Raw genomic sequence first — 22,931 nt, 5'->3', positions numbered from 1 at the left:
GCCTTGCCGGCTTCCTTGAGGCGCAGCGCCTCTTCCACCGCGATCTCGTCGAACGGGTTCATGGACATCTTGACGTTCGCAAGCTCCACGCCCGAACCGTCAGACTTCACCCGGACCTTCACGTTGTAATCCACCACCCGCTTAACGGGCACCAGGATCTTCATGGCTGTCGCCCTTTGCTTGAAGACTGAGACGGGCCCGCGGTCGGCGGCCCCAAAAGCCGGCCGAGGATCGCCCGGGCCCGTAGCCGAACCGGCTCGTCCACCATGGCACCGTCGACGGCGGCCGCGCCGTCCCCGCTGGCCAGAACCTTCCGCGCCCAGGCGACCTCGACATCGTCCGGGGCGAAGCCGTCGCGGATTGCCGCAATCTGACGGGGATGGATGGCGAGCTTGCCGCCAAAGCCGAGATCGCGCGCATATCGGGCATCGCCGGTGACGGCGTCTCGATCGTCGATAGCGGTAGTGACGCCGTCGACGGGGGCGACGAGGCCCGCAAGCCGAGACGCGAGGACCAGTTCGCAGCGCGCCACCTGCAGGGCTTCCCGAATGTGAGCGCAGCCGAGGTCTGCGCAGAAATCGACGCTTCCGAAGGCGACACGAGCGACATTCGACGTCCCGGTGATGCGGCGGGCGTCGGCGAGCCCCCGCGCGCTTTCCACCAGAGCGACCACGGGAACGGGCGAGGCCTCGCAAAGCGCCGTGAACGCCTTGCTCGCCTCCGCCTTCGGCACCATGACGCCAGAAAAGCCGTGCCCGGCAAGCGCCGCCATGTCGGCGGCATGCCAAGGCGTACCGAGTCCGTTGACGCGGACGAGCACCGGAACCGATGCGAAGCCGGCGCGCAGGGCGGCTCGGGCCGCATCCTTGGCGTCGGGTGCCACCGCGTCTTCAAGGTCGAGGATGACCGCATCGGCACCCGCGTGCGCGGCCTTCTCGAACCGTTCGGGACGATTGGCGGGCACGAACAGCGCGACGGTGAAATCCAGCGGCGCGGGCATCACCACGATGCCTCAGCAGCCATAGCAACCGGCCCGCCATCGCGGGCAGTCCACAATGCCAGCCCGTCCTTGTCGGCCTTGGCGTGCAGCGCGAAGGCATCGGTATCGAAAAGTGGGGAGAGGCCCCGGAAGCTGAAGTGCACAGGCGGCACGCCCCGGAGTTCATTCGCATAGTTGCAGAGCAGCGCCGCCTGCATCGGCCCCTGGACCACGAGGGCCGGGTAGCCCTCGACCTCGGTGGCATAAGGCCGGTCGTAGTGAATGCGATGAGCGTTGAAGGTCAAGGCGGAGTAGCGGAACAACAGGGGCGTGCCGGCGGCCATGGGCTTTACGAAGCTGCCGCTTTCCGCCGGCGGTGGAGCCTTTCCTGCTCCACCGGTGTCGGCGGCGCGATAGACGATGTCCTGCCGCTCCTCGATGAGAAGCGCGCCGTCGACCTCGACCCGATGCGCGACGGTGACGAAGCAGAGCGGTCCCGTGCGCCCCTCTTTAAGCGTCACGTCGGCAATACGGGAGATCCGTTTCACCGCGTCGCCAACCTTCAAGTCGCCGTGGAAGGTGAGCGCACCGCCGGCCCACATGCGCCGGGGCAACGGCACCGGGGGCAGGAAGCCACCACGCGTGGGGTGACCGTCCACGCCGAGTCCGGACGTTGGGATTGCAGGCTGGGCCAGGCAGAAGTGGAGCAGCCGTGGGACCGCTTCGCCGTGACGGGGCGATCCATTCGGCATGTCGAACATGGCGTGGTACTTGCGCGCGAGATCCTCGCCGATCACATCTGTAGCGGTGTCCTCTCGGCCGATCCACGCTTTGAGATGATCGATATCGATCGATACGGAGTCGGGGGCGGCCATCAATACGACCTCGGCATGCCGAGCACATGCTCGGCCAGATAGGACAGGATGAGGTTGGTGGAGATCGGGGCCACCTGATAGAGGCGGGTCTCGCGGAACTTGCGCTCCACGTCATACTCCTCGGCGAAGCCGAAGCCGCCATGGGTCTGGATGCAGGCGTTGGCCGCCTCGAACGAGGCGTCGGCAGCGAGCATCTTGCCCATATTGGCCTCGGCGCCGGGATTCTCGCCGGCCTCGTAGAGCCGGATCGCCTCCCGCACCATCAGCTCCGCGGCGCGCATGTTGGCGTAGGCCTTGGCGATGGGGAACTGGATACCCTGGTTCTGCCCGATGGGACGGCCGAACACGTGCCGCTCGCTGGCATATTTCGACGCCTTCTCGATGAACCACTTGGCGTCGCCCACGCACTCGGACGCGATGAGGATGCGCTCCGCATTCATACCCGAGAGGATATAGCGGAAGCCCTTGCCTTCCTCGCCCACGAGGTTCTCCGCCGGCACCTTCACATTGTCGAAGAAGACCTCGGTGGTTGCGTGGTTCATCATGGTGCGGATGGGACGGATGGTGAGGCCTGCCTCCAGAGCCTCCCGCATGTCGAGGATGAACACGGAAAGTCCCTCGGTGCGCTTGGCGACCTGGTCGCGCGGCGACGTGCGGGCGAGCAGAAGCATCAGATCGGACTGCGCGGCACGACTGGTCCAGATCTTCTGGCCGTTGACGATGTAATGATCGCCCTCGCGGCGGGCGGTGGTGCGAAGCGCCGTGGTGTCCGTGCCGCTGGTCGGCTCGGTGACGCCGAACGCCTGCAGGCGCAGCTCGCCCGAAGCAACCTTGGGCAGATAGCGCTGCTTCTGTTCCGGCGAGCCGTGGCGCAGCACCGTCCCCATCACATACATCTGCGCGTGGCAGGCGGCGCCGTTGCAGCCCTGCCGCTGGATCTCCTCCATGATGACGGCCGCGGCCGAGAGCGGCAGGCCGGCGCCGCCATACTCCTCGGGAATGAGGGCGGAAAGGAAGCCGCTGTCGGTGAGCGCTGTGACAAACTCCGTCGGATAGGCCATCTCGCGGTCGAGCTTGCGCCAGTATTCGCCGGGAAAGCCGGCGCACAGCTTGGCGACGGCCTCGCGGATCTCGGAGTGATCTTGTTGCTGCATGAGATCCTCAGAACTGACGGGGCGCAGCCGCGACGGCGCGCCAGGTTTCGAAGGTTTCGTCGCCGACTCCGTCAAGCAGAGCCCGGAGCGCCTTGGTGAAGGGCAAGTCGCCCGAGCCCGCGCCGATGGCGAGCGCGAGGTCGATGTCCTTGCGCACGATGGACTGGATGGAGTCGAAGTCGGCGCGGGTCGCGGTCCAGAGGGAATAGGCTTCGGGGGCGTCCTTCGCCTGTGCGGTGAAGAAGTTGCGCCCCGTGCCGGCCTCGAAGACGGGGATGGCGTCGGGCAGGTGGATGCCATTGTCGCCGGCGATGCGATAGGCCTCTGCCGCCACCATGAGCGTGGTGATGCCGACCAGATTGTTGACGATCTTGGTGGCCTGACCGGTTCCGAGCGGCCCGCAGTGGAAGATGGCGGGACCCATGGCGCGCATCAGGGGCCGAAGCCGCTCCACGTCGTCCGCGGCGCCGCCCATCATGATGGCGAGCGTTCCGGCCTGCGCCTTCACCGGGCCGCCGCTGACGGGCGCATCGACGATCCCGACGCCGATCGGCTCAAGTTCCTTCGCCAGCTCGCGCATGGTCTCCGGTGCGATCGTGCCCATCACGACCAGCATGGGCGTGCGGCCGTCGAGGCCGGCGCGCAGCCCCTCCTCGCCGAGCACGACGGCGCGGGCCTGCTGCGGCGTCGCCACCAGCACAATCACCACGTCGCAGCCAGCGCAGTCCGCCGCGCGCTCGACACATGTCACCCCGAGCTTCGCAAACGGCGCGAGAGCGGCCGGGTTACGGTCGCAGACGGTCAGGTGAAAGCCCGCCTTGTGGATATTTACGGCCATCGGTGCGCCCATGGCGCCCACCCCGATGACGGCAACGGATCTGATCATGACTCAGCCTCAGGAGATGGTGACGCCGCTGTCCACCGACAGGACCTGTCCGGTGACCACGCGGGCGTCGTCGCTGCCGAGATAGACCGCCATACCCGCGATATCGCCCGGCCTGCAGGGGCCGAGAAGATGCTGGCCGACGAGCCGCCGCAGCTCCTCGCGCGTTTCCATCAACCCTTCCACGCGGGGCGTGAGCACGAGGCCGGGGGCGATGGCGTTCACCCGGATGCGGTCGGGGGCATATTCCACCGCCATGGAGCGCGTCATGGCCGCCACGCCGCCCTTAGCGGCGGTGTAGCAGTCGCGCTCCGGCAGCGCCATCAGCGCCACCATGGAGGACAGGTTGATGACCGAGCCGCCGCCCGCCCGCGCGATCTCGGGTATGGCATGCTTGCAGCACAGGAAGGTGCCGTAGAGGTCGAGCCTGATCGCGCGCCAGAACTCCTCGTCGGGGGCCTCCGTCACCCTCGCGTCTGCGGTGGTCGAACCCCCGGCGATGTTGCACAGCACGTCGATACGTCCGAACCGCGCGACGGTCTGCGCGATCGCGTCCTTCACCTGCTGCGGCTCGGTGATGTCGCAGACGATGGCAATGCCATTCTCGCCCGCGTCCGCATGTTGGAGCGTTTCGTCGAGGGCATCGGCGCCGATGTCGATCGCCGCCACCCGCGCCCCCTCCGCAATGTATCGTGCGCAGGTTTCGCGGCCGATACCGCCTGCTGCGCCGGTGATGAACGCGACTTTGCCGTCAAGCCTTGCCATCGATATCTCCTTCAGAGCATCCAGCCAGCGCGCTCGCCGTCGAGGATCGCCATATCCACTTGCCGCGGTGCCACAGCGTCGCCGACCACGTGCAGCTCGATGCCGCTTCCGGCGAAGGCGCGCGCCAGCGCGTCGTCGGCTCGGTTCCCCATGGCGAGCACCACCGGTCCGTCATGGGCGATCTGCCGCTCCGCCCCGCCGAACCGGGCCTCGCAATCGAGGCGACCGGGCCGGATCGCGGTCACGAAGGTTGCCGGAACCACCTGGATCCGAAGCCCGGCAAGGCGCCGGTAGAGGGCCGGCGCATGGTGCACCGGCAGGTCGGCGCCGGCGTGCATGTGCGGGGTGACGATGGTGACGTTGTGCCCGCGTGCGGCGAGCATCTCGGCCGCGGCGGTGCCGGAGAGGTGGGGATCGTCCTCCACGACGATAACCGGCCCGATGAAACCTTCCGGCGCCTCGAAGACATCCCACACCGTGTGGACATGGGGCAGGTCCGCTCCCGCGATGCCGTCCGCTCCGGGCCGGAGCGAAGTGTAGCCGTCCCGCCGCGGGGCGGAGCCGGTGGCAACGACGAGAGCGTCGAAGCCCTCGCGCTCGATCAGGGCACGGTCGGCCGCGATTGAGAGGCGGATGTCGACGGGCAGGCGCGCCAGCATCTCGATCTGCCAGCGGTGGATCTCCGCGAAGCCATGCCGGGAGGCGACCGCGCTCGTCATCAGGTTCTGGCCGCCGAGGCGCGTGGTCCGCTCGAACAGCGTCACGCTGTGACCGCGCTCGGCCGCAATGCGGGCCGAGGCGAGGCCCGCCGGCCCACCCCCAACCACGGCCACCCGTTTGATCCGCTGGGCCGGCCGCATGCGGCCGATCCCGATCTGCGCCTCGCGCCCCACGGCGGGGTTATGGATGCAGCCGACGCCGCGCCCGCGGTCGAGGCCGACGATGCAGGACTGGTTGGAATAGGTGCACACCCGGATGGCCTTCGCGTCCCCGCGCGCCGCCTTCAACGGCAGCTCGGGGTCGGAGATGAGAGCGCGTGCCATGCCGATAAAGTCCGCCTCGCTGGCCGCGAGCACGGCTTCCGCCGCCTCGGGCGTAGCGATGCGCGAGCTGACACCTACCGGAAGCCCTGCCGTCGCCGACCGAATCGCCCCGGCCGCCTGCGCGAACTGCGCCTCCGGGGCGGTGATGTCGGCGATCCAGCCGGGATAATGCAGGGAGGTGAGACCGCTCACATTCAGATAACTGATCCCCTCGTCCTTGAGCCGGACCGCGATCGCGATCGCGTCCTGCGGCATCAGCCCGCCGGGAACATCGTCGCGGCCGTTGATGCGGGCACCGATGAGAAAGTCCGGCCCGACGGCGGCGCGGATGGCGGCGAGGCCTTCCAACAGAAATCGCATGCGGTTTTCAAGCGGCCCGCCGTAGCGGTCGGCGCGCTTGTTGGTGGCGGGGGAGAGGAATTCGTGCAGCAGATAGCCCTGGGCGGCGAACAGCTCGACCCCGTCGGCACCGGCCGCCTTCAGGTTCAGCGCCGCCTCCACCATGGTGGCGACATACTCGGCGATGTCCGCCTCGGCCATCTCCTTGGGGATCTCGCCGGTGCGCGGACAGGGCAAGGGCGACGGCGCCAGCAGGGGCACGCCATATTGCGTGGTGCCGGGCGAGCGGAGCTGCCGTCCGCTGATGTTGAGCTGGGAGACGAAGCAGGCCCCTTCCCCCTTGATGGCCTCGATCATCCGCCGGTAGTGCGGCTGAAGCGATGCATCGTTGGCGAGATCGAGGCCACCCAGCGGCGAGGTTTCGAGCGCCTCGCCCCATGTGGCGAGCCGGCGCCAGGACGCCGGCATCAGGAAGTTGGACATGACGATGAGGCCCGCCCCGCCCTTCGCCCGCTCCACATGGTAGGCGATGGTCCGGTCGATGGCCGAGCCGTAGCCGCCCCCGAACATCACGGCGTGCGGCATCATGGCGATGCGGTTGCGCAGCGTGACGTGGCCAAGGGCGAGCGGGCTCAGCAGACGCTCGTAGGGGGCGGGCGCCATCTCAGAACGGCGCCTTGCGGGGGAAGTTCGGCGGCCGCTTCTCGCGGAAGGAGGCGAGCCCTTCCTGCGGGTCGGGGCCGGAGAAGCCGAGCATCTCCAAGGCCAGCGATGCGTCGAAGGTCGGCCCCATCATGCGGAGCCAGTTGTTGAGCGAATACTTGGTCCACTGGATGGCGGCGGGCGCACCTTCGGCGAGGCGTACGGCGATGCCCAGCGCCTTTTCCTGCAGCTCGCTCTCTTCCACCGCGAGGGCGACAAGGCCCATGCGCTCCGCCATCTCGCCGGTCACCGGCTCGTTGAGCAGGAGGTGGTACTTCGCCTTGGCCATGCCGCATAGCAGCGGCCAGATGATGGCCGCATGATCGCCAGCGGCGACGCCGAGGCGCACATGGCCGTCCACCAGCTTGGCGGTCTTGGTCACGATCGGGATGTCGCAGATGAGCGCCGCGGCCAGCCCCGCGCCCACCGCCGCTCCCTGTACGGCCGAGACGATGGGCTTCGAGCAGTTGATGATGTTGTAGACGAGGTCGCGCGCCTCTCGCCACATGTTGGCGCGCTCCTCGAAGCTGCGCGTCATGGCGTCTACCATCTCGAACGAGCCACCCGCCGAGAAGGATCGACCATTGGCGCAGAGCAGGACGGCGAGGGTGTCGCGGTCGCGGTCGACGACGCGCCAGATATCTACCAGCTCCCGGTGGGCGTCCGCGCCGAGGGCGTTGAGCGTCTCCGGCTGGTTCAGCGTCAGCCGCAGCACGCCAGGCGCCGGACGGTCGACAAGGATGGAGGGGAAGACGGAATAGGCTTCGAGGGTCATGGTGCCTCCGGGTGCCGCGCAGGTGTCAGATGGATCGGCGAGAGGTGAGCCCGCCGTCGATCGTCATGATCGTGCCGGAGGTGTACGCCGAGCGTGGCGAGGCAAGGAACGCGAAGAGGTCCGCCACCTCTCGCACCGATGCGGCGCGACCGAGCGGGTAGGCGGCCAGAAGCTCGGTATAGCGGCTCTCGTCGTTCCACTGCTCGCGGGCGCGCTTCTTCAGGATATTGAAGATGCGGTCGGTCGCGACCGGACCGGGATTGATGCCGAGCACGCGGATGCCGTCCTCCAGGCTGCGGCCCCCGAGCGCGCGCGTGAATGCCATCAGCGCGGCATTGCCCGTGGAGCCTGCGATGTAGCGGAAGTCGAAATTCTCGCCACCATTGCCGATGTTGTTGAGGATGACTCCGCCCCCGGCCGCCTTCATTTTCGCATAGAAGGCGCGGCACAGGTCGATGTAGCCAAGAACCTTGACCTCCCAGCCGGTCCGCCAACGCTCCGCATCCACCTCCCACAGGTGGCCGCCGGGAATGGCGCCGGCGTTGTTGACCAGCACGTCCACGCTTCCCGCCGCGGCCGCGATGGCATCCGCGGCGCCCGCGGCCGCAATGTCCTGCTCCTGGACCGTAACCGCGATGCCGTGGGTCTTGGTCAGCCGCGAAGCCAGCGCCGACAGCTTCGCAGCGGAGCGGGCGACGAGATGGAGGCGGCAACCCTCCTCCGCGAATACCTCGGCCAGTCCCTCGCCGATGCCCTGGGAGGCGCCGGTAATCAGCACGGTCTTTCCGCGCAGCTGAAGATCCATGTGTTTTCTCTCCCTGCGGCTGTTGCCGGCGATGCCCAACGAGCGCCTTGTTCTTTCACGTCTTTCGCCGGGCCGACTTGGCTGTGCCTGGCGGGCCGGTGTTCAGGTCTCACGCACGATACGTTCGATGTCAGCGATAGCCTCGGGATTGACCAGCGAGGAGACGTCGCCCGTCGGGTCGCCCGAATAGACGGAGCGGATGACCCGCCGCATGATCTTGGAGCTACGCGTCTTCGGCAGCTGGGGTACGACAAACACCGCGCGGGGTGCGAAGGGCCGGCCCAGCCTCTCCTGGATCCGGGCCGCCGCCACGGCGCGGACGTCGGCTGCCGCGCCGTCGCAGGTGAGGAAGGCGACGATGGCCTGCCCCTTTAGCGGATCGCTGGCGCCGATGACGGCCGCCTCCACGACGCCGTCGATCTCCACCAGGATTTCCTCCACCTCGGCCGGGCCGACACGCTTGCCGGCGACCTTGATGGTGTCATCGGAGCGGCCGAGCAGGAAGAAGTGGCCATCCTCGGTTCGCATCGCTAGGTCGCCGTGGATCCAGACGCCGGGGACAGTGTTCCAGTACGTTTCCAGGTAGCGTGCGTCGTCCTGCCAGAAGCTCGCCGTCATGCCCACGAACGGCGCCAGGAGGGCAAGCTCGCCCACGGCACCGGTTACGGGCGTTCCCGCCGGACTGAGCACGTCGAGCGCCACGCCCGGCGAGCGGGTATTCATGGCGGCTGGCACGATCGGCCGCGTCACCACGCTGGAGAGCAGGCCGCCGGAGACCTCGGTGCCGCCCGTGTAGTTGATGAGCGGACAGGTGCCCCGCCCGAACATGCGCTGGAACCAGATGAAATGTTCTGGCGCGATGCTCTCGCCTGCGGTGATCAGTAGGCGGAGGGAGGAGAGGTCCGGTGAGGTGCTGACCGCCTCGTTGGCGGCGAGGCCGCGGATGAGGGTCGGCGCCGAGCCGAAATGGGTGACGCGGTGCCGCTCGATCAGGCGGCCCATGCGGGACCAGTCTGGAAAGTCCGGCGCACCGTCGTAGCAGACGAGGGTCGCGCCCCGCAGCAGCGCGGAGCCGAGGATCAGCGATCCGGCGATCCAGCCCATGTCCGCCGGCCAGCAGAAGACGTCGCCGGCCGCCACGTCGAAATGCACGGCGGCATCGTGGGCGATCTTGATGGGAAAGCCGCCATGCACGTGAACGGCACCTTTAGGTTTGCCGGTGGTGCCCGAGGTGAAGATCACCATGAACGGGTCGTTCGCCGACATGCGCGCGGAGGGAGGCGCCTCCCGTCCCGGCGCCGCCAGGGCATGCCAGTCATGAACATCCGGTGCTGCCTGCGCGTCGTCCTCGGCCGCCCCCTTGAGGATCAGAAAGGCGAGGTCCGGCAGTTCGGCCCGCACCGTGGCGAGCGTGGATGCGGTGGAGACGAAACGGCCGCGCCGGAGAAAGCCGGATGTGGCGATGAGCGCCCGCGCGCCGCAGGGCTGGAGCCGCGCCACGATGGCGTCAGCCCCGAAACCGCTGAACAAGGGCACCGCGATCGCGCCGATATAGGCGATGGCAAGGAGCGAGACCGAGGCCTCGATGCCGTTCTCCATCAGCAGGCCGATGCGGTCGCCGCGCTTCAGCCCGAGGCCGAGCAGGCCTGCCGCGAAGCTGCGGACTTCTGCCGCAAGCTCGCGATAGGTGATGGTGCGGACGCTGCCATCCTCGCGCTCCGCCACGATGGCGGGCCGTTCGGCCGCCTCGGCATTGTCGATGATGGTGTCGACCCAGTTCAGCTCGCCGCCAATGAACCAGGACGGGAAGGGCGCGCCGCGCGAGAGATCGCAATAGCGCTCATAGGGACGGCTCCAGCGAATCCCGCAGAAATCGTTCACCTCGCGCCAGTAGCGCTCTGGCTCGGCCAGCGACAGGTCGTACAGGGCTTCGATGCCCTCTACGCCGAGCCGCCGCGCCAGAGCCGTGACCTGCGCACGCTCCACATAGGACGCCGTGGGAAGCCAGATATCGTTGTGATCGATGGCCATGATCATATTCCCAGATAGGCGCGCTGCACGTCAGGGCTGGCGGCGAGGGCGTGCGCAGTATCTTCGGCGGTGATGGCCCCGCCTTCGAGGATGTAGGCGCGGTCTGCGATGGCGAGGGCGGTCTCGGCATTCTGCTCGACGAGCAGGATGTTGACGCCGGAATGCGCGATCTGGGTGACGATGTCCGCAATGCGGTCCACCACCGCGGGGGCGAGGCCGATGGTCGGCTCGTCGAGGAGGAGCACGCGCGGTGCGCTCATCAGGGCGCGCGCGACGGCGATCATCTGCTGCTGCCCTCCGCTGAAGGTGCCCGCATGGGTGCCGAGACGGTCCTTGAGTTCCGGGAACAGGGAAATCACGCGGTCGAGGTCTCGCTTCACCGCCGCAGCGTCGTGCCTTGCGAAGGCACCAAGCTCCAGGTTCTCCAGCATGGTCATTTCGGGAAAGAGCCGCCGGCCTTCCGGCACGACGCTCAAGCCCTTGCGCACCATCCGGTCCGGGGACAGGCCAGTCACCTCCTCGCCGAACAGGCGGACGCTACCCGCGGTGGGCCGCACCAGGCCGCAGATAGCCTTGATAAGCGTGGACTTTCCCGCGCCGTTGGCGCCGATCAGGGTGACGATCTCGCCCGATTTCAGCACCAGATTCACGTCCCGCAACGCCGGAACGACGCCGTACCGCGCCGACAGGCCGCGAACTTCCAGGGGAAGGAGGGACGGGCTTTCAATGGTCATGGCGGTGCCCCAAATAGGCGTCGATCACACGGCGATCGGCGCGGATCTCCGCCGGCGTGCCGGTGGCGAGATGCTGCCCATGGTGCAGCACCACAATGCGGTCGCAGACCCGCATCACCGCCTTCATGTTGTGCTCGACCAGCAGCACCGAGCAGCCGAACGCGTCGCGGATGCGCTCCAGCATGGCAAGGGTGTTGGCAACCTCGGTCTGGTTGAGGCCGGTCAGCGGCTCGTCCAGGCACAGGAGACGCGGACGGGCGGCGAAGGCAATGGCGATGGAGACGAGGCGCTGCAAACCGTGCGGCAGGTTGCCCGCCTGTTCGGGAAGGTAGGGCGTGAGGCCGAGCATTTCCGCCGTCTCCGCCACCCGCACGCGACGCGCGGCTCTGCCCTTCACCCCGTGGATGGTGCCGAGCAGGATATTGTCGGCAACGGTCATGGTGCGCATGAAGCTGCCATGCTGGAACGTGCGCACCAGCCCGCGGCGACTGATCTCCAGCGCGGAGCGTCCCGTGCAGTTCTCGCCGAACACGAACAATTCGCCCGCCGACGGCTTGGAGAAGCCGCTGATGAGGTTGAACGTCGTGCTCTTGCCGGCGCCGTTGGGCCCGATGAGGCCGAGGATTTCCTTCGGCCTGATCTCCAGGTCCAGGTTGGAGACTGCAACGAGGCCGCCGAAGCGGCGCGTGATGCCGCGGGTTGCAAGAAGCGGCTGCTGGCTCTGGTCCATCTCAGTGCCCCTTCGCCGCGGAAGGCTTGCGCCGCCCGGAGAGAAGGCCGGTGATGCCGTTGGGGAGCAGCAGCACGGCGAGGGTGATGGCGGCGCCGTAGAAGATGTGCTCGTCGCCGCCGAGGCCGAGGGCGTAGCTGCCCAGCACGACGAGCAGGACCGAGCCCACGAGCGGCCCGACAATGTTGTCCTCGCCGCCGACCTTCACATAAGCGAGGGCGAAGGCGGCGACGAGAAAGCTGAAGTCTCCGGGGCTGATCACGTTGTTGGCGAAGGCGTGCAGGCTCCCGGCGACGCCGGCCGCCACCGAGGCCGCCGCGAAGCAGGCGATCTTCACGAGCAGGATGTTCAGGCCGACGGTGCGTGCGACGTTCTCGTTGTCCCGGATGGCGGTGAGTATCTTGCCGAAATCCGATCGCTCGAGAACGTAGAGCGCGAAGATGAGGGCGCAGGACGTGCCAACGATGACGGTCGGCATCCAGGCATCCAGTGCGACCGGCGGGAAGATGCCGATCATTCCGGACGTTCCGCCAAGCGTCGTGCTTTTCGAATAGAGGATCCGCACCGCCTCGGTGAAGGCAAAGCCGATGAGGAGGAAATAGGGCCCCTTTGTGCGCAGCGTCACGTAGCCGAAGGCAACCGCGACCAGTCCGGCCATCAATCCTCCCGCGAGGATGGCCACGAGGAACGGCCATTGGAGGATGGTGACCGCCGCCCCCGTCGTGTAGGCGCCGATGCCGACGAAAGCGGCGGTGGCGAAGTTGAGTTCGCCCATCAGCATCACGAAACGCAGGCTCACGGCGGTGAGGGCGGCGACGGCGATGAGGTTGATCACGCTGGCGACGTAGGCATCGCGCACCATGAGGGTTGCTGCCAGCACCAGGGCGACGCCCGCAGCCCAATAGGGCAGCTTCAGATCATCCATGACCGAGAAGTCCCTTCGGCCGTACCAGCAGCACGGCGATGACGAGAATGAAGATGGCGATCGTCGCGGAGCTGGGATCGAAATAGAACCCGCCCAGAGTCTCGATGGCAGCGACGAACAACCCGCCGAGAATGGCACCAGGGACGCTGCCCAGACCGCCCACGATGACTGCGATGAAGCCCTTGATGAGATAGTCCGCGCCGATCACTGGCGAGACGATGGTGACCGGTGCGATCAGCGCCCCGGCCAGTGCCGCCAGCCCGGCGGCGATCATGAAGCCGGAAAGCGCCATGCGATTGTAAGGGATGCCCTGGAGCATTGCCGCCTCGTGATCGATGGAGACCGCTCTCAGCGCCTTGCCCAGTTTGGTTCGGGTCAGCGCCCAATAGAGCAGTGCTGTGACGGCAACGGCCGCCACGCACAGGGCGAGACGCTGGCTGGTGATGGCCGCCCCGAGTACGGAGAGCGTACCGGGAATGATGTCCGGCATCGGCCGCACCGCGCCGCCGAAGATCTTCATCAAAATGCCGTCCAGCAGCAGGACGAGACCGATGGAGAGGATGAAGGAGCCGACGAGGTCGCGCTGGAAGAAGCGGAAACCTCCCACATACATGGCGAAGCCGAGCGCAAGCGATGCGAGGATGCCCGCGACGGCGCCAATGAGATAGGCGGCGAGGACGGGAAACCCCGACGCAGAGAGCCAGGGAACAATGGCGGCCACCACCAGGGCCGAAACAGCGAAGAGGTGGCCATGCGCGAAGTTCACGATCCGCATGACGCCGAAGATCAGCGTCAGACCGAGCGAGAACAGGATGTAGACGGCGCCGATCTGCAGGCTCGTCAGGGTGAGCTGTATCGCGGTTTGCATCTGCGGGGCGTGCTTTCGTCGGGGCAAAGCCTCGTCCCGGAACGGATCATCGTCCCGGACGCCGATGCCGTGTCCTCCGCGCGGGGCGGAGGACACGGCTGCGCATCACTTCGTGGCGGGCACGATGCGGGACTTCTCCACCAGCTTGCCGTCCTGGACCTGGGTGATGATGACCGGGAGGCGCATCTGCTGGCGTGAGCCATATGTATCGAGCCCGTAGAAATCGACGGGCGTGCCGTAGAAGGAGGTGAATGTGACCTCGGGCATCGCGGCCCCGACGGCCTTGGAATCCACCGACTTCGCCTTCTCCATGGCGGCCTTCAGAGCGTAGACGGCATCATAGAAGCCGATCTGGATGGCATTGAGAGACTCGCCGGTGGCCGCCCGGACTTCCTCGTTCACGGCCTTCTGCTTGGGGGTCGCCGTATCGCCGTCAAGCGAGACCGCGACGCCCATATAGACGCCCTCAATGGCATTTCCGCCGGTCGCCTTCATTCCGTCGACGCCGGAGCCGACCTCGACCACCTTGACGCCCTTCCAGCCCAGCACGTCCAGTTCCTTCCACACGGCACCCGCGTCGGCCGGGGGCATTCCGCCAAGGTCCACGATGTCGGGCTTGAGGGAGGCGATGCGCGCGGCGATCGGCTGGAATTCGGTGGTGCCGCGCTCGTAGAAGTCGCTGGACAGAACCTTTACCCCGGTTTCCGTCCAGACCTTCTTCGCCACGCCCTCGGTGTCGCGTCCGGTGGCGTCGTTGGGGTTGAGCATGACGATGGACTTGGCCTGCGGATTGGCCTCGTGGATGAAGCGGATGAGTGGCGGGAGAATTTCGAACGGCGTGTTCATCTGCGTGAATGTGAGCGGGAACTTCGGCCCCTTGATGCTTGGGCCCCAGGCCGTGGTGAAGAGCACGACCCCCTGGCGTTCGCTCAGGGACTGCAGCGCCTGCACCGGTGCCGTACCGAGGCTGCCGCCGATGAACTTCACCCCTTCGCGGTTGAGTAGGGTCTGCGCCACCTTGGTGCCTTCGGCGGCGTTGTACTTGTTGTCATAGGCGATGCATTCGAAATTGTAGGTCTTGCCGTCCACCTTGACGCCGCCGGCCTGCGCGATTTCCTGCGCGGCCTTCTTGCACATGAACTCCGAGCCCTTGCCCCAGATGGCGCCGGTGCCGGACAGCGGGATGGACAGGCCGAGCTTGATGATTTCCTGGGCTCCGGCCGCGCCGGCTCCAAAACCGAGGCCAAAGGCGGCGATCATCGCCGTGCCCGTTGCCGTACCGAGGGCACGCGACCTGATCGACCTGATCATGCACGCCATGATATCTTCCTCCCGTTATTGCGGCGCGTTTGAGTGGGCGCCCGTTCTTAGCTGTTGGCCTTGGTCGGTCGCCGGGCCGTGAGGTGCCCGATCTCGTCGGCGCCGTACCCGAGCGATGCGAGAAGTTCTTCTGTATCGGCGCCCAGCTCGGGCGCAGGACTGCCCTGCGTCAGTTGGCCGGCCGCGGTGCGGATCAGGTTCGTGACCACCGGGGCGCTGCCGGTAGGCAGGGCGATTTCCGCGAAGAAGCCCCCATCCCTGTTCTCGGGCGCGGCAAGCGCTTCCGCCGGGGACAGGGCCTTGCAGGCGGGAATCTTGGCGGCGGCAAGCTTGGCGAGACATTCCTGCGAGGATTGCCCGGCGCACCACTGCGCCATAACGGCGCTCAGTGCCTCCCCGTTCTCGCCGCGCAGGATATCGGAAGAAAAGCGCGGGTCTCCGATCAGCTCCGGCTGCCCCACGAAGCTGGCCCAGCGACGGAACATGCCGTCGCCGATGACCTGGACCATCACCCAGCCGTCGCGGGTGCGGAACAGATCGGACGGGCCGGCGATGGGGCTGCGGTTGCCCATGGCGGCGCGGCTACGCGCGCCAAGCGCTTCCTCGATGAGCATCGGATTGGTCATGGCGAGCGCGGTGCCGAGCAGGGAGGCCTCCACATGCTGGCCCCGTCCGGTTGTCATCCGCTCGTGGAGGGCGGCAAGGGTGGCGAAGGCGGCCGCAATTCCGGTGGCGTAATCCACGTAGGACACTGCGGCGCGGAGCGGGCGCTCGCCGGTCCCTGTCAGGCACATAGCGCCCGAGAGAGCCTGTCCAGTGCCATCAAATCCGATCCAGTCGCGGCTTTCGCCTTGTGTACCGAAGGCGCTGATGGTGGTGAGGACGATATCCGGGCGGATGGCGCGAAGGCTCTCGTAGTCGAGCCCCGCGCGCTTGAGAGCTGCCGGCGGCAGATTCACCACCACCGCGTCACAGGTGGCCACGAGCCGTTCGAAGGCGGCGCGCCCTGCCGGCTGATCGATGTCGAGCGCAAGCGATTTCTTGTTGCGATTGACCTGAAGATAGAGCGCGCCGCGGCCCGCAACGCCCACCGGCATAACTTCGCGATCCGGGGCGCCCGAGGTCGGCTCGATCCGGATGACCTCCGCCCCCTGGTCAGCAAGCAGGGCCGTGCAGAACGGCGCCGCAATGTAGCGGCCGAGGTCGAGAACGCGCACGCCGCGAAGGCCCTGCGGCGCACGCGCCCCCTCGTCCGACACCGCCGCTTGCGCGTTGGCCTGCTTCTCTTTTTGCACGTTTCCTCGCCTTTGATTTCTGCGGAAGGGGCTTCCCATCGCCGGCTTCATCGTGTTAGTCATTCTCTATCAGGAATGACATTCACAAATTTCTGAAAGCCATTCATACATGGGCGACCCCACCGATCAAGACCCTTCGCCAAAAATCGTCGGAGCCGTGGCCAACGCGGTTTCGATCCTGAGAAGCCTGGCGCAATCGAGCGGCCCGTCCGGCGTCAACGTCATTGCGCGTGATGCCGGCGTCAGCGTCAGCACCTGCTTCAACATCCTGCGCACGCTCTCGAGCGAGCGCCTTGTCGATTTCGATCCCGAGGCGAAGACCTATGCCATCGGCATGGGCGTTCTGGAGCTCTCCCTGCCGCTGCTGGGGGCCAACCAGGCCAATCTGATCCGGCCCGAGCTCGCCCGGCTTTCGGCAGAGCACAAGTGCCTGATGTGCCTGTGGCAGATCACCGACGGCGAGCGCATCGTGTTGATCGATCGCGTTTCCACGGCAAAGACGGTGCGCGTGGACATGTCCGACGGCTCGCGCCTTCCGACTTTCGTGGGCGCAGTGGGACGTTGCTATGCGGCGCTGCGCGACCTGCCGCGCGCCGAACTGAAGGCCCGGTTCGACGCGCTGCAATGGCAGTCGCCGCCGAGCTTCGAGGATTATGTGCGCGACGTGGAACGAGCCCGCCGCGATGGCTACGCCTTCGATCTAGGCCAGTTGTTCCGGGGCCTGGAGATTGCCGCGGCTGTCGTGACCGACCCTTCCGCCAAGCCGCGGCTCGGCATCAGTGGAATTTCGATCGCCGGCCAACTGACGCAATCGGAGATCGAGCAGCTGGGGGCCGCGCTGCGGGATTCCGCGGATTTCATCAGCGAATCCTTGTTCGGAGTGTCGCGTGGGCTGCGCCAGACCGAGCGCCGTCTTGCGGCCGGACCCGGGCGCCGCGCGCGGGGAGGAAAGGCCTGATGAGCGAGGCGAGCCCCGTCTGGGTTTTCGACCGTTTCCGGCCCGGCGAGCCTCTCGGCCACCACTCCATCACGCTGGACGACGCCCGTCTTGCCGATTGGGAGGCAATCTACGGCGCCGTCACGGCCGGGCACCTGCCCTCCGGCATCCTCGTGGCGGCGATGATGGAAGCCTACCTCAAGGCCTTCTCGCCCCGGCCTCCCGGCAATGTCCATGCGTCGCAGACACTTGCCTTCGGAGACCCCGTGCAGCCGGGAGATCGTCTGGAAGCCGAAGTCTCGTGCCTGTGGAAGGAAATGCGCAAGGCCCGCCGCTGGGTCGGTTTCGGGGTGGTCCTGAAGAAGGGGGATCGCGAGGTCCTGGCGGGAGAGATCCGGACGATCTGGGCCAAGTAAACGGGCGAGACCCGCAAGGTGAACGGGCGCCGCGAGAGCGCCGACGAAGGAAGCTGCCTATGGAAACGCCCGAAGACGCAGCGCTGCCGCGCGAGCTTGCCTATGTGAGCCTCGTCGCCGACGAGGATGCGGTCGCCCGTTACGCGGAGCTGACACGGGACTTCAACCCCATCCACCTCAACCCGGAATTCGCGGCCGGAACCAGTTTCGGACGGCCTATCGCCCACGGGACGCTGGGCCTCAACCTCGTGATCGAGGCCCTGGAGCGGACCTTCGGCGCGGTCCCCGGCGATGCCCGTCTCGACGTTCGCTTCATCGCCCCGGTGCCGGTGGGCGCGACGATCCGCGCAGGGGGACGCCTGAAGGACGAAACGACAGGCACCTACGAGATTTTCGTCGAGACAGCCGCTGGCGAACGCGCCGTTGAAGGCACCTGCACGATCGGCGACGCGCCAGAGATCCGGAACACGGGAGCAAGCAAGACATGACCCCCCCCGCCGTCGATGACGAAACCTTCGGCCAGTTGAAGGATGCGGTCGCGCGCTTCGTAGCGGAGCGCCTCGTCCCCAATGAGATGCGCGTCGAGATCGAGGACGAGATTCCCGAGGAGATCGTCGACGAGATGCGCGAACTTGGGCTGTTCGGCCTCACCATCCCCGCCGAGTACGGCGGGATTGGACTCAATGCCCGTCAGGAAACCCAGCTCGCCATGATCTTCGGCGGTACGGCGCTCGCGTTTCGCTCGCTGCTCGCCACCAATATCGGCATCGGCGCCCGTGGCCTGATCTTCGAGGGAACGGAAGAGCAGAAGCAGGCCTATCTGCCGCGGCTCGCCAGCGGCGAACTCATGTCCGCCTTCGCCCTCACCGAACCTGACACCGGCTCCGATCCTGCCAACCTCACGACCCGGGCAGAGCGGGACGGCGACGACTACGTGATCAACGGCACGAAGCGCTACATCACCAATGCCCAGCGGGCCGGGCTGTTCACGGTCATGGCCCGGACCGAGTTCGACAAGCCCGGCGCCGACGCCATCTCCGCCTTTCTTGTTCCGCGCGACACCCCCGGCCTCAGCATCGGCAAGAAGGACCGCAAGATGGGACAGCGGGGCACCACGACGTCGGATGTCGTGTTCGACAATGTGCGGGTGCCGGCGAGCGCCATCATCGGCCTGACGCCGGGGCGCGGCTTCCGCCTCGCCATGCGGGTCCTCGATCGCGGCCGCATCCACATCGCGGCCCTCGCCACCGGCGCCTGCAAGCGGCTGATCGCGGAGATGATCGCCTTTGCCCGCGAGCGCAGGCAGTTCGGCAAGCCGATCTCGGAATACCAGCTGATCCAGGCGATGATCGCCGACAGCCACACCGACTATCTCGCCGCGCGCGCGCTCGTGGAGCAGACCGCGGCTCTCTACGACCGCGAGGGCGCCGCCCGCACGGAAGCTTCCGCCGCCAAGTATTTCGCCACCGAGGCCGTGGGCCGCGTAGCGGATCGCGCCGTCCAGGTGCATGGCGGCGCCGGCTACATGAGCGAATACGCGGTGGAGCGCTTCTATCGGGATGTGCGCCTCATGCGGATCTATGAGGGCACCAGCCAGATCCAGCAATTGCTGATCGCCCGCCAGCTACTGAAGGGAGCATGACCATGGCCGAGACACGGATGCTGGACGGCAAGGTCGTCATCGTCACCGGCGCAGGAGGCGGCATCGGTCGCGACATTGCTCTCATGGCCGGCGCGCACGGCGCGAAGGTGGTGGTGAATGACATCGGCGCGAGCCTCGACGGAAAGGGGCACGACGACGGCCCGGCCGCGCGCGTCGTCGCTGAGATCCGCGCTGTGGGCGGAGAGGCGGTCGCAAGCATCGACAGCGTCGCGGAGCCGGACGGAGCCCAACGCATCGTTGCGCAGGCGGCAGACACCTTCGGCCGGCTCGACGGCGTCGTTAACAATGCGGGCATCCTGCGCGACGCCTTCTTCCACAAGATGTCGGAAGACGAGTGGGACAAGGTGTTGAAGGTTCATCTCTACGGCAGCTTCAACATCAGTCGGGCCGCGGCCCCGCTGTTCAAGGAGCAGCAGGGCGGCAGTCTCGTTCACATGACCTCGACCTCCGGCCTGATCGGCAACAGGGCGCAGGCGAATTATTCGGCCGCCAAGCTCGGCATCGTCGGTCTTTCCAAGTCGATTGCCCTCGACATGGAGCGCTTCGGGGTCCGCTCCAACTGCATCGCTCCCTTCGCCTGGAGCCGGATGATCTCGTCCATCAAGGTGGACTCGCCCGAGCAGGAGGCCCGCGTCGCGCGGCTTCAGCAGATGACGCCGGCCAAGGTTGCTCCGCTCGCCATCTATCTCCTTGGCGACAAGGCGGCCGGCGTAAGTGGTCAGATCTTCAGCGTCCGCAACAACGAGATCTTCCTCTTCAGCCAGCCCCGGCCCGTGCGCTCGGTGCAACGCGACGGCGGCTGGACGCCGGAAGAGATCGCCGATCATGCCATGCCCGCACTAGCCGCGAGCTTCCATCGCCTCGACGTGTCTGCGGACGTGTTCACCTGGGACCCGGTCTGAGCCGGTTGAGCAAGGAGCTTTCTAGCGATGCGTCGCGCAGCCATCGTTTCTCCCCTTCGCACGCCGGTCGGCCGCTTCGGCGGCGCCCTCAAGGAGGTGCCCGTCGAGCGGCTGGGAGCCATCGTCGTCAATGCCATTCTGGATCGCACGGGTCTTGATCCGGCGCGCGTCGACGATGTGGTCTTCGCCCAGTCCTACGCCAATTCGGAAACGCCCTGCGTCGGCCGATGGATCGCGCTCGAGGCGGGACTTCCCGTGGAGGTTCCCGGCATGCAGCTCGACCGACGCTGCGGCGGCGGGCTGCAATCCATCGCCACGGCGGCGATGATGGTCCAGACCGGCGCCTGCGACGTGGTGATCGCGGGCGGCGTCGAGAGCATGAGCAATATCGAGCACTACACCACGGGCGTCCGCTGGGGCACCCGCTCCGGGTCGCCTGTCTTGTACGACCGGCTTGATCGCGGCCGCGAACGCTCGCAGCCTGCGCATCGCTTCGGCCCCATCTCTGGCATGATCGAGACGGCGGAGAACCTCGCCCGCAAGTACCAGATCTCACGCGAGGCGGCCGATGTCTACGCTGCGCGCAGCCAGCAACGCGCAGCCGCGGCCTGGGACGATGGGCGCATGGCTGCCGAGGTGGTGCCGGTCGCCGTGCCGCAGAAGAAGGGCGATGCGATCCTCATGGACCGCGACGAGGGCGTTCGCGGCGACACCACGGCGGACTCGCTCGGCAAGCTGCGCGCCATCCAGAAGGGGGGCACGGTCACTGCCGGCAATGCGGCCCAGCAGAACGATGCCGCCGCGGCGTGCCTCATCGTCGCCGAGGACAAGCTCGCGATGCTCGGTCTCGAGCCCGATGCCTTCCTCGTGGGATGGGCGGCGGCCGGTTGCGAACCGGCCGAGATGGGGATCGGACCGGTACCGGCCACCGCGCGGCTGATGCAGCGCTCGGGCCTCTCGCTGGAAGACATGGACCTCGTCGAGATCAATGAAGCGTTCGCCTGCCAGGTCCTGTCCGTGCTCCAGCAATGGCCCGGCGTCGACCCGGATCGGGTGAACGTGAACGGGTCCGGCATCTCCCTCGGGCACCCCATCGGCGCCACCGGAGTCCGCATCCTGACGACCCTCGTTCATGAGATGAAGCGACGTGGTGCGCGCTATGGGCTCGAGAGCATGTGCATCGGCGGCGGCCAGGGCGCGGCCGCCATCATCGAGCGCGCCTGAGCCGCAATGCCGTCCCTGATCGAACTTGAGGCCCTCGACTTCGCCGACCACGTCCTGCCCGGCGACGTTGTGTGCTGGGGGCAGGCGGCAGCGGAGCCTTTGCCCCTGACCGCCCGGCTGATGGCGCAGCGGAGCCGCGTGGGCGGCTTTTCCGCTTTCATCGGCATCGGGCTCGGCGATACGCCGGACCCCACCTTCACCGACCGCGTGCGATTCACATCCTTTTGCGGCACGGGCACGAACAGGCGGCTCGCCGCTGCGGATGCGCTCGATATTCTGCCAGTCCACTATTCCGGCATGCCTGGGATGCTCGCGGATCGGGTGGATGTGCTGTTACTGCAGGTGGCGGAGCACCCGGAGGGCGGACGCTTCAGTCTGTCCTGCGCCTGCGACTATGTGGAAGGACTGGTGCGAACGGCACGCCTGGTGATCGTTGAGGTGAACCGGCAGGCACCTTTCACATCAGCCGAGATCGACGCCGCGGACATCGATGTCCTGGTCCGCACCGATCGCCCGCTCACCGAACTCGTGCGGACGGCCCCCTCACCGACCGAGCGCGCCATCGCGGCCCATGTAGCGTCCCTCGTCCCCGATGGCGCGACGTTGCAGTTCGGTCTCGGCGCCGTGCCCGATTGCGTCGCCGAGCTCCTCGCGACTCGCAGGGACCTCGGACTGCACACGGGCGTCTTGAGCGACGGCGCCGCAGAGCTAATGCGTTCCGGCGCCGTGACCAATGCGCTGAAGCCCTCACACCGGGGCGTCACAGTGGCGGGCACGCTGCTTGGAAGCCGCGCGCTGTTCGATTTCGCCCATCTGAATCCGGATATCTGCCTGGCGCCTATCCGCGTCACCCATGCGCTGGACGTGCTCGCGCAACTGCCCGCCTTTACCGCGATCAACTCCGCCCTGGAGGTGGATCTCTCCGGCCAGGCCAACACTGAGATGGCAGGTGGGCGCTACGTCGGCACGATCGGCGGGGCGCTGGACTTCCTGCGGGGCGCGTGGGCGTCTGACGGGGGACTTCCCATCATCGCCCTCCCCTCCACGGTCGAGGTCAAGGGCGAGCGGCGCAGCCGAATTGCCGTCCGCCTCTCCGGCCCCGCGACCATCGGGCGGGCGGACGCGGCCATCATTGTGACGGAACACGGCATCGCGGACCTGCGCAAGCTCTCGCTCGCGCAACGGGCCGAAGCCTTGATTGCCATCGCCGATCCCGCCTTTCGCGATGACTTGCACGAAAGGAGGCGTTCGGGCGCCTAGCTTATGGCGAGCAGCGGGACAGCCGTGACTCACTCCTGTGAACCCTCGTCGAAACGCGCTCGCCCAGCCCTGAACTTTTCTGCGTTGTCGATTACCCAACCCGAGAGCGGGATCATTCCCTCCAGCAATCTGAACCGCCCTGGCTTTTCCGGAGGCCCCAACTCCTGAGAGGATGGGGCTATGACGAGCAAGACGACGAACAAGTTCTCGACTGAGGTGCGTGCCCGGGCGGTGCGGATGGTGCTGGATCACGAGGCTGAACACCCTTCGCGCTGGCAGGCGATCGTGTCGATTGCGGCGAAGATC

Annotated in this window: 22 protein-coding genes and 2 pseudogenes; 8 read left to right on the top strand and 16 right to left on the bottom strand. The window is 67.1% G+C overall.

The features are described 5' to 3' along the window. From FHT36_RS24120 to FHT36_RS24045, 16 genes and pseudogenes are all read right to left on the bottom strand, one after another. Positions 1–164 (bottom strand): annotated as a pseudogene (locus FHT36_RS24120) (electron transfer flavoprotein subunit beta/FixA family protein); the annotation flags it as partial. Then, positions 161–1,000, bottom strand: coding sequence for a CoA ester lyase (locus FHT36_RS24115; protein ID WP_169125002.1), 840 nt, complete (start codon positions 998–1,000; stop codon positions 161–163). The gene FHT36_RS24115 and the pseudogene FHT36_RS24120, both read right to left, overlap by 4 nt. After that, positions 1,000–1,854 carry a MaoC family dehydratase N-terminal domain-containing protein gene (locus FHT36_RS24110; protein WP_169124998.1) on the bottom strand — a complete coding sequence of 285 codons (855 nt, stop codon included), beginning with the start codon at positions 1,852–1,854 and terminating at the stop codon, positions 1,000–1,002. Before FHT36_RS24110 ends, FHT36_RS24115 begins: the two co-directional genes overlap by 1 nt. Further along, positions 1,854–3,008: an acyl-CoA dehydrogenase family protein gene (locus FHT36_RS24105; protein ID WP_169124997.1), complete on the bottom strand. Its 1,155-nt coding sequence runs from the start codon at positions 3,006–3,008 to the stop codon at positions 1,854–1,856. Before FHT36_RS24105 ends, FHT36_RS24110 begins: the two co-directional genes overlap by 1 nt. Before the next feature lie 7 nt (positions 3,009–3,015). Further along, the gene (locus FHT36_RS24100) at positions 3,016–3,894 is read right to left on the bottom strand and encodes an NAD(P)-dependent oxidoreductase (protein WP_169124996.1); all 879 of its coding nucleotides are present in this window, start codon (positions 3,892–3,894) and stop codon (positions 3,016–3,018) included. A 9-nt stretch (positions 3,895–3,903) separates the two neighbouring features. Beyond that, complete coding sequence (locus tag FHT36_RS24095; protein ID WP_169124995.1) at positions 3,904–4,656, bottom strand: SDR family NAD(P)-dependent oxidoreductase; 753 nt, start codon at positions 4,654–4,656, stop codon at positions 3,904–3,906. 11 nt (positions 4,657–4,667) lie between these two features. Beyond that, on the bottom strand, positions 4,668–6,701 hold the full coding sequence (locus FHT36_RS24090) for an FAD-dependent oxidoreductase (RefSeq protein WP_169124994.1): 2,034 nt from the start codon (positions 6,699–6,701) through the stop codon (positions 4,668–4,670). A gap of 1 nt (position 6,702) precedes the next feature. Then, complete coding sequence (locus FHT36_RS24085) at positions 6,703–7,515, bottom strand: enoyl-CoA hydratase/isomerase family protein (protein WP_169124993.1); 813 nt, start codon at positions 7,513–7,515, stop codon at positions 6,703–6,705. Between the two features lie 25 nt (positions 7,516–7,540). Next, a complete protein-coding gene (locus FHT36_RS24080) occupies positions 7,541–8,320 on the bottom strand; it encodes an SDR family oxidoreductase (protein ID WP_169125001.1) in 780 nt (259 codons plus the stop codon). 102 nt (positions 8,321–8,422) lie between these two features. After that, positions 8,423–10,351 carry an AMP-binding protein gene (locus FHT36_RS24075; RefSeq protein ID WP_169124992.1) on the bottom strand — a complete coding sequence of 643 codons (1,929 nt, stop codon included), beginning with the start codon at positions 10,349–10,351 and terminating at the stop codon, positions 8,423–8,425. Positions 10,352–10,353: 2 nt separating this feature from the next. Beyond that, positions 10,354–11,085, bottom strand: a complete 732-nt coding sequence (locus FHT36_RS24070) for an ABC transporter ATP-binding protein (protein WP_169124991.1) — start codon at positions 11,083–11,085, stop codon at positions 10,354–10,356. Beyond that, positions 11,075–11,815 (bottom strand): ABC transporter ATP-binding protein, encoded by a 741-nt coding sequence (locus FHT36_RS24065; RefSeq protein ID WP_169124990.1) that lies wholly within the window; start codon positions 11,813–11,815, stop codon positions 11,075–11,077. The genes FHT36_RS24070 and FHT36_RS24065 overlap by 11 nt, the downstream gene beginning before the upstream one ends. A 1-nt stretch (position 11,816) precedes the next feature. Continuing rightward, positions 11,817–12,740 carry a branched-chain amino acid ABC transporter permease gene (locus FHT36_RS24060; RefSeq protein WP_169124989.1) on the bottom strand — a complete coding sequence of 308 codons (924 nt, stop codon included), beginning with the start codon at positions 12,738–12,740 and terminating at the stop codon, positions 11,817–11,819. Then, positions 12,733–13,608: a branched-chain amino acid ABC transporter permease gene (locus tag FHT36_RS24055; RefSeq protein WP_169124988.1), complete on the bottom strand. Its 876-nt coding sequence runs from the start codon at positions 13,606–13,608 to the stop codon at positions 12,733–12,735. Before FHT36_RS24055 ends, FHT36_RS24060 begins: the two co-directional genes overlap by 8 nt. A gap of 105 nt (positions 13,609–13,713) precedes the next feature. Then, positions 13,714–14,928, bottom strand: a complete 1,215-nt coding sequence (locus FHT36_RS24050) for an ABC transporter substrate-binding protein (protein ID WP_210257960.1) — start codon at positions 14,926–14,928, stop codon at positions 13,714–13,716. 47 nt (positions 14,929–14,975) lie between these two features. Next, on the bottom strand, positions 14,976–16,286 hold the full coding sequence (locus tag FHT36_RS24045) for a CaiB/BaiF CoA-transferase family protein (protein WP_246702415.1): 1,311 nt from the start codon (positions 16,284–16,286) through the stop codon (positions 14,976–14,978). 46 nt (positions 16,287–16,332) lie between these two features. Between FHT36_RS24045 and FHT36_RS24040 the strand changes: the two genes are divergently transcribed. From FHT36_RS24040 to FHT36_RS24005, 8 genes and pseudogenes are all read left to right on the top strand, one after another. Continuing rightward, complete coding sequence (locus tag FHT36_RS24040; RefSeq protein ID WP_169124987.1) at positions 16,333–17,181, top strand: IclR family transcriptional regulator; 849 nt, start codon at positions 16,333–16,335, stop codon at positions 17,179–17,181. Then, positions 17,181–17,576, top strand: coding sequence for a hypothetical protein (locus FHT36_RS24035; protein ID WP_169124986.1), 396 nt, complete (start codon positions 17,181–17,183; stop codon positions 17,574–17,576). The genes FHT36_RS24040 and FHT36_RS24035 overlap by 1 nt, the downstream gene beginning before the upstream one ends. 59 nt (positions 17,577–17,635) lie before the next feature. Then, positions 17,636–18,064: a MaoC family dehydratase gene (locus FHT36_RS24030; protein WP_169124985.1), complete on the top strand. Its 429-nt coding sequence runs from the start codon at positions 17,636–17,638 to the stop codon at positions 18,062–18,064. Beyond that, positions 18,061–19,218 carry an acyl-CoA dehydrogenase family protein gene (locus FHT36_RS24025; protein WP_169124984.1) on the top strand — a complete coding sequence of 386 codons (1,158 nt, stop codon included), beginning with the start codon at positions 18,061–18,063 and terminating at the stop codon, positions 19,216–19,218. Before FHT36_RS24030 ends, FHT36_RS24025 begins: the two co-directional genes overlap by 4 nt. Before the next feature lie 2 nt (positions 19,219–19,220). Then, complete coding sequence (locus FHT36_RS24020) at positions 19,221–20,141, top strand: SDR family NAD(P)-dependent oxidoreductase (protein ID WP_169124983.1); 921 nt, start codon at positions 19,221–19,223, stop codon at positions 20,139–20,141. A gap of 27 nt (positions 20,142–20,168) precedes the next feature. Then, positions 20,169–21,365 carry an acetyl-CoA C-acetyltransferase gene (locus FHT36_RS24015; RefSeq protein ID WP_169124982.1) on the top strand — a complete coding sequence of 399 codons (1,197 nt, stop codon included), beginning with the start codon at positions 20,169–20,171 and terminating at the stop codon, positions 21,363–21,365. Positions 21,366–21,371: 6 nt separating this feature from the next. After that, on the top strand, positions 21,372–22,625 hold the full coding sequence (locus tag FHT36_RS24010; RefSeq protein ID WP_169124981.1) for an acetyl-CoA hydrolase/transferase family protein: 1,254 nt from the start codon (positions 21,372–21,374) through the stop codon (positions 22,623–22,625). A 180-nt stretch (positions 22,626–22,805) separates the two neighbouring features. Beyond that, positions 22,806–22,931, top strand: a pseudogene (locus tag FHT36_RS24005) (IS3 family transposase); the annotation flags it as partial.

It is taken from the genome of Xanthobacter sp. SG618 (genome assembly GCF_012932745.1).
GTDB lineage: Bacteria > Pseudomonadota > Alphaproteobacteria > Rhizobiales > Xanthobacteraceae > Xanthobacter > Xanthobacter flavus.
The sequence above is the reverse complement of the archived record's forward strand: the minus strand, read 5'-3'. Positions and strand labels throughout refer to the sequence as shown.

What these genes read in the sequence shown, in the direction of transcription:
- FHT36_RS24115 (WP_169125002.1), bottom strand. Translation starts at nt 1,000, where the DNA reads ATGCCCGCGCCGCTGGATTTCACCGTCGCGCTGTTCGTGCCCGCCAAT.
- FHT36_RS24110 (WP_169124998.1), bottom strand. Translation starts at nt 1,854, where the DNA reads ATGGCCGCCCCCGACTCCGTATCGATCGATATCGATCATCTCAAAGCG.
- FHT36_RS24105 (WP_169124997.1), bottom strand. Translation starts at nt 3,008, where the DNA reads ATGCAGCAACAAGATCACTCCGAGATCCGCGAGGCCGTCGCCAAGCTG.
- FHT36_RS24100 (WP_169124996.1), bottom strand. Translation starts at nt 3,894, where the DNA reads ATGATCAGATCCGTTGCCGTCATCGGGGTGGGCGCCATGGGCGCACCG.
- FHT36_RS24095 (WP_169124995.1), bottom strand. Translation starts at nt 4,656, where the DNA reads ATGGCAAGGCTTGACGGCAAAGTCGCGTTCATCACCGGCGCAGCAGGC.
- FHT36_RS24090 (WP_169124994.1), bottom strand. Translation starts at nt 6,701, where the DNA reads ATGGCGCCCGCCCCCTACGAGCGTCTGCTGAGCCCGCTCGCCCTTGGC.
- FHT36_RS24085 (WP_169124993.1), bottom strand. Translation starts at nt 7,515, where the DNA reads ATGACCCTCGAAGCCTATTCCGTCTTCCCCTCCATCCTTGTCGACCGT.
- FHT36_RS24080 (WP_169125001.1), bottom strand. Translation starts at nt 8,320, where the DNA reads ATGGATCTTCAGCTGCGCGGAAAGACCGTGCTGATTACCGGCGCCTCC.
- FHT36_RS24075 (WP_169124992.1), bottom strand. Translation starts at nt 10,351, where the DNA reads ATGGCCATCGATCACAACGATATCTGGCTTCCCACGGCGTCCTATGTG.
- FHT36_RS24070 (WP_169124991.1), bottom strand. Translation starts at nt 11,085, where the DNA reads ATGACCATTGAAAGCCCGTCCCTCCTTCCCCTGGAAGTTCGCGGCCTG.
- FHT36_RS24065 (WP_169124990.1), bottom strand. Translation starts at nt 11,815, where the DNA reads ATGGACCAGAGCCAGCAGCCGCTTCTTGCAACCCGCGGCATCACGCGC.
- FHT36_RS24060 (WP_169124989.1), bottom strand. Translation starts at nt 12,740, where the DNA reads ATGGATGATCTGAAGCTGCCCTATTGGGCTGCGGGCGTCGCCCTGGTG.
- FHT36_RS24055 (WP_169124988.1), bottom strand. Translation starts at nt 13,608, where the DNA reads ATGCAAACCGCGATACAGCTCACCCTGACGAGCCTGCAGATCGGCGCC.
- FHT36_RS24050 (WP_210257960.1), bottom strand. Translation starts at nt 14,928, where the DNA reads ATGGCGTGCATGATCAGGTCGATCAGGTCGCGTGCCCTCGGTACGGCA.
- FHT36_RS24045 (WP_246702415.1), bottom strand. Translation starts at nt 16,286, where the DNA reads ATGACTAACACGATGAAGCCGGCGATGGGAAGCCCCTTCCGCAGAAAT.
- FHT36_RS24040 (WP_169124987.1), top strand. Translation starts at nt 16,333, where the DNA reads ATGGGCGACCCCACCGATCAAGACCCTTCGCCAAAAATCGTCGGAGCC.
- FHT36_RS24035 (WP_169124986.1), top strand. Translation starts at nt 17,181, where the DNA reads ATGAGCGAGGCGAGCCCCGTCTGGGTTTTCGACCGTTTCCGGCCCGGC.
- FHT36_RS24030 (WP_169124985.1), top strand. Translation starts at nt 17,636, where the DNA reads ATGGAAACGCCCGAAGACGCAGCGCTGCCGCGCGAGCTTGCCTATGTG.
- FHT36_RS24025 (WP_169124984.1), top strand. Translation starts at nt 18,061, where the DNA reads ATGACCCCCCCCGCCGTCGATGACGAAACCTTCGGCCAGTTGAAGGAT.
- FHT36_RS24020 (WP_169124983.1), top strand. Translation starts at nt 19,221, where the DNA reads ATGGCCGAGACACGGATGCTGGACGGCAAGGTCGTCATCGTCACCGGC.
- FHT36_RS24015 (WP_169124982.1), top strand. Translation starts at nt 20,169, where the DNA reads ATGCGTCGCGCAGCCATCGTTTCTCCCCTTCGCACGCCGGTCGGCCGC.
- FHT36_RS24010 (WP_169124981.1), top strand. Translation starts at nt 21,372, where the DNA reads ATGCCGTCCCTGATCGAACTTGAGGCCCTCGACTTCGCCGACCACGTC.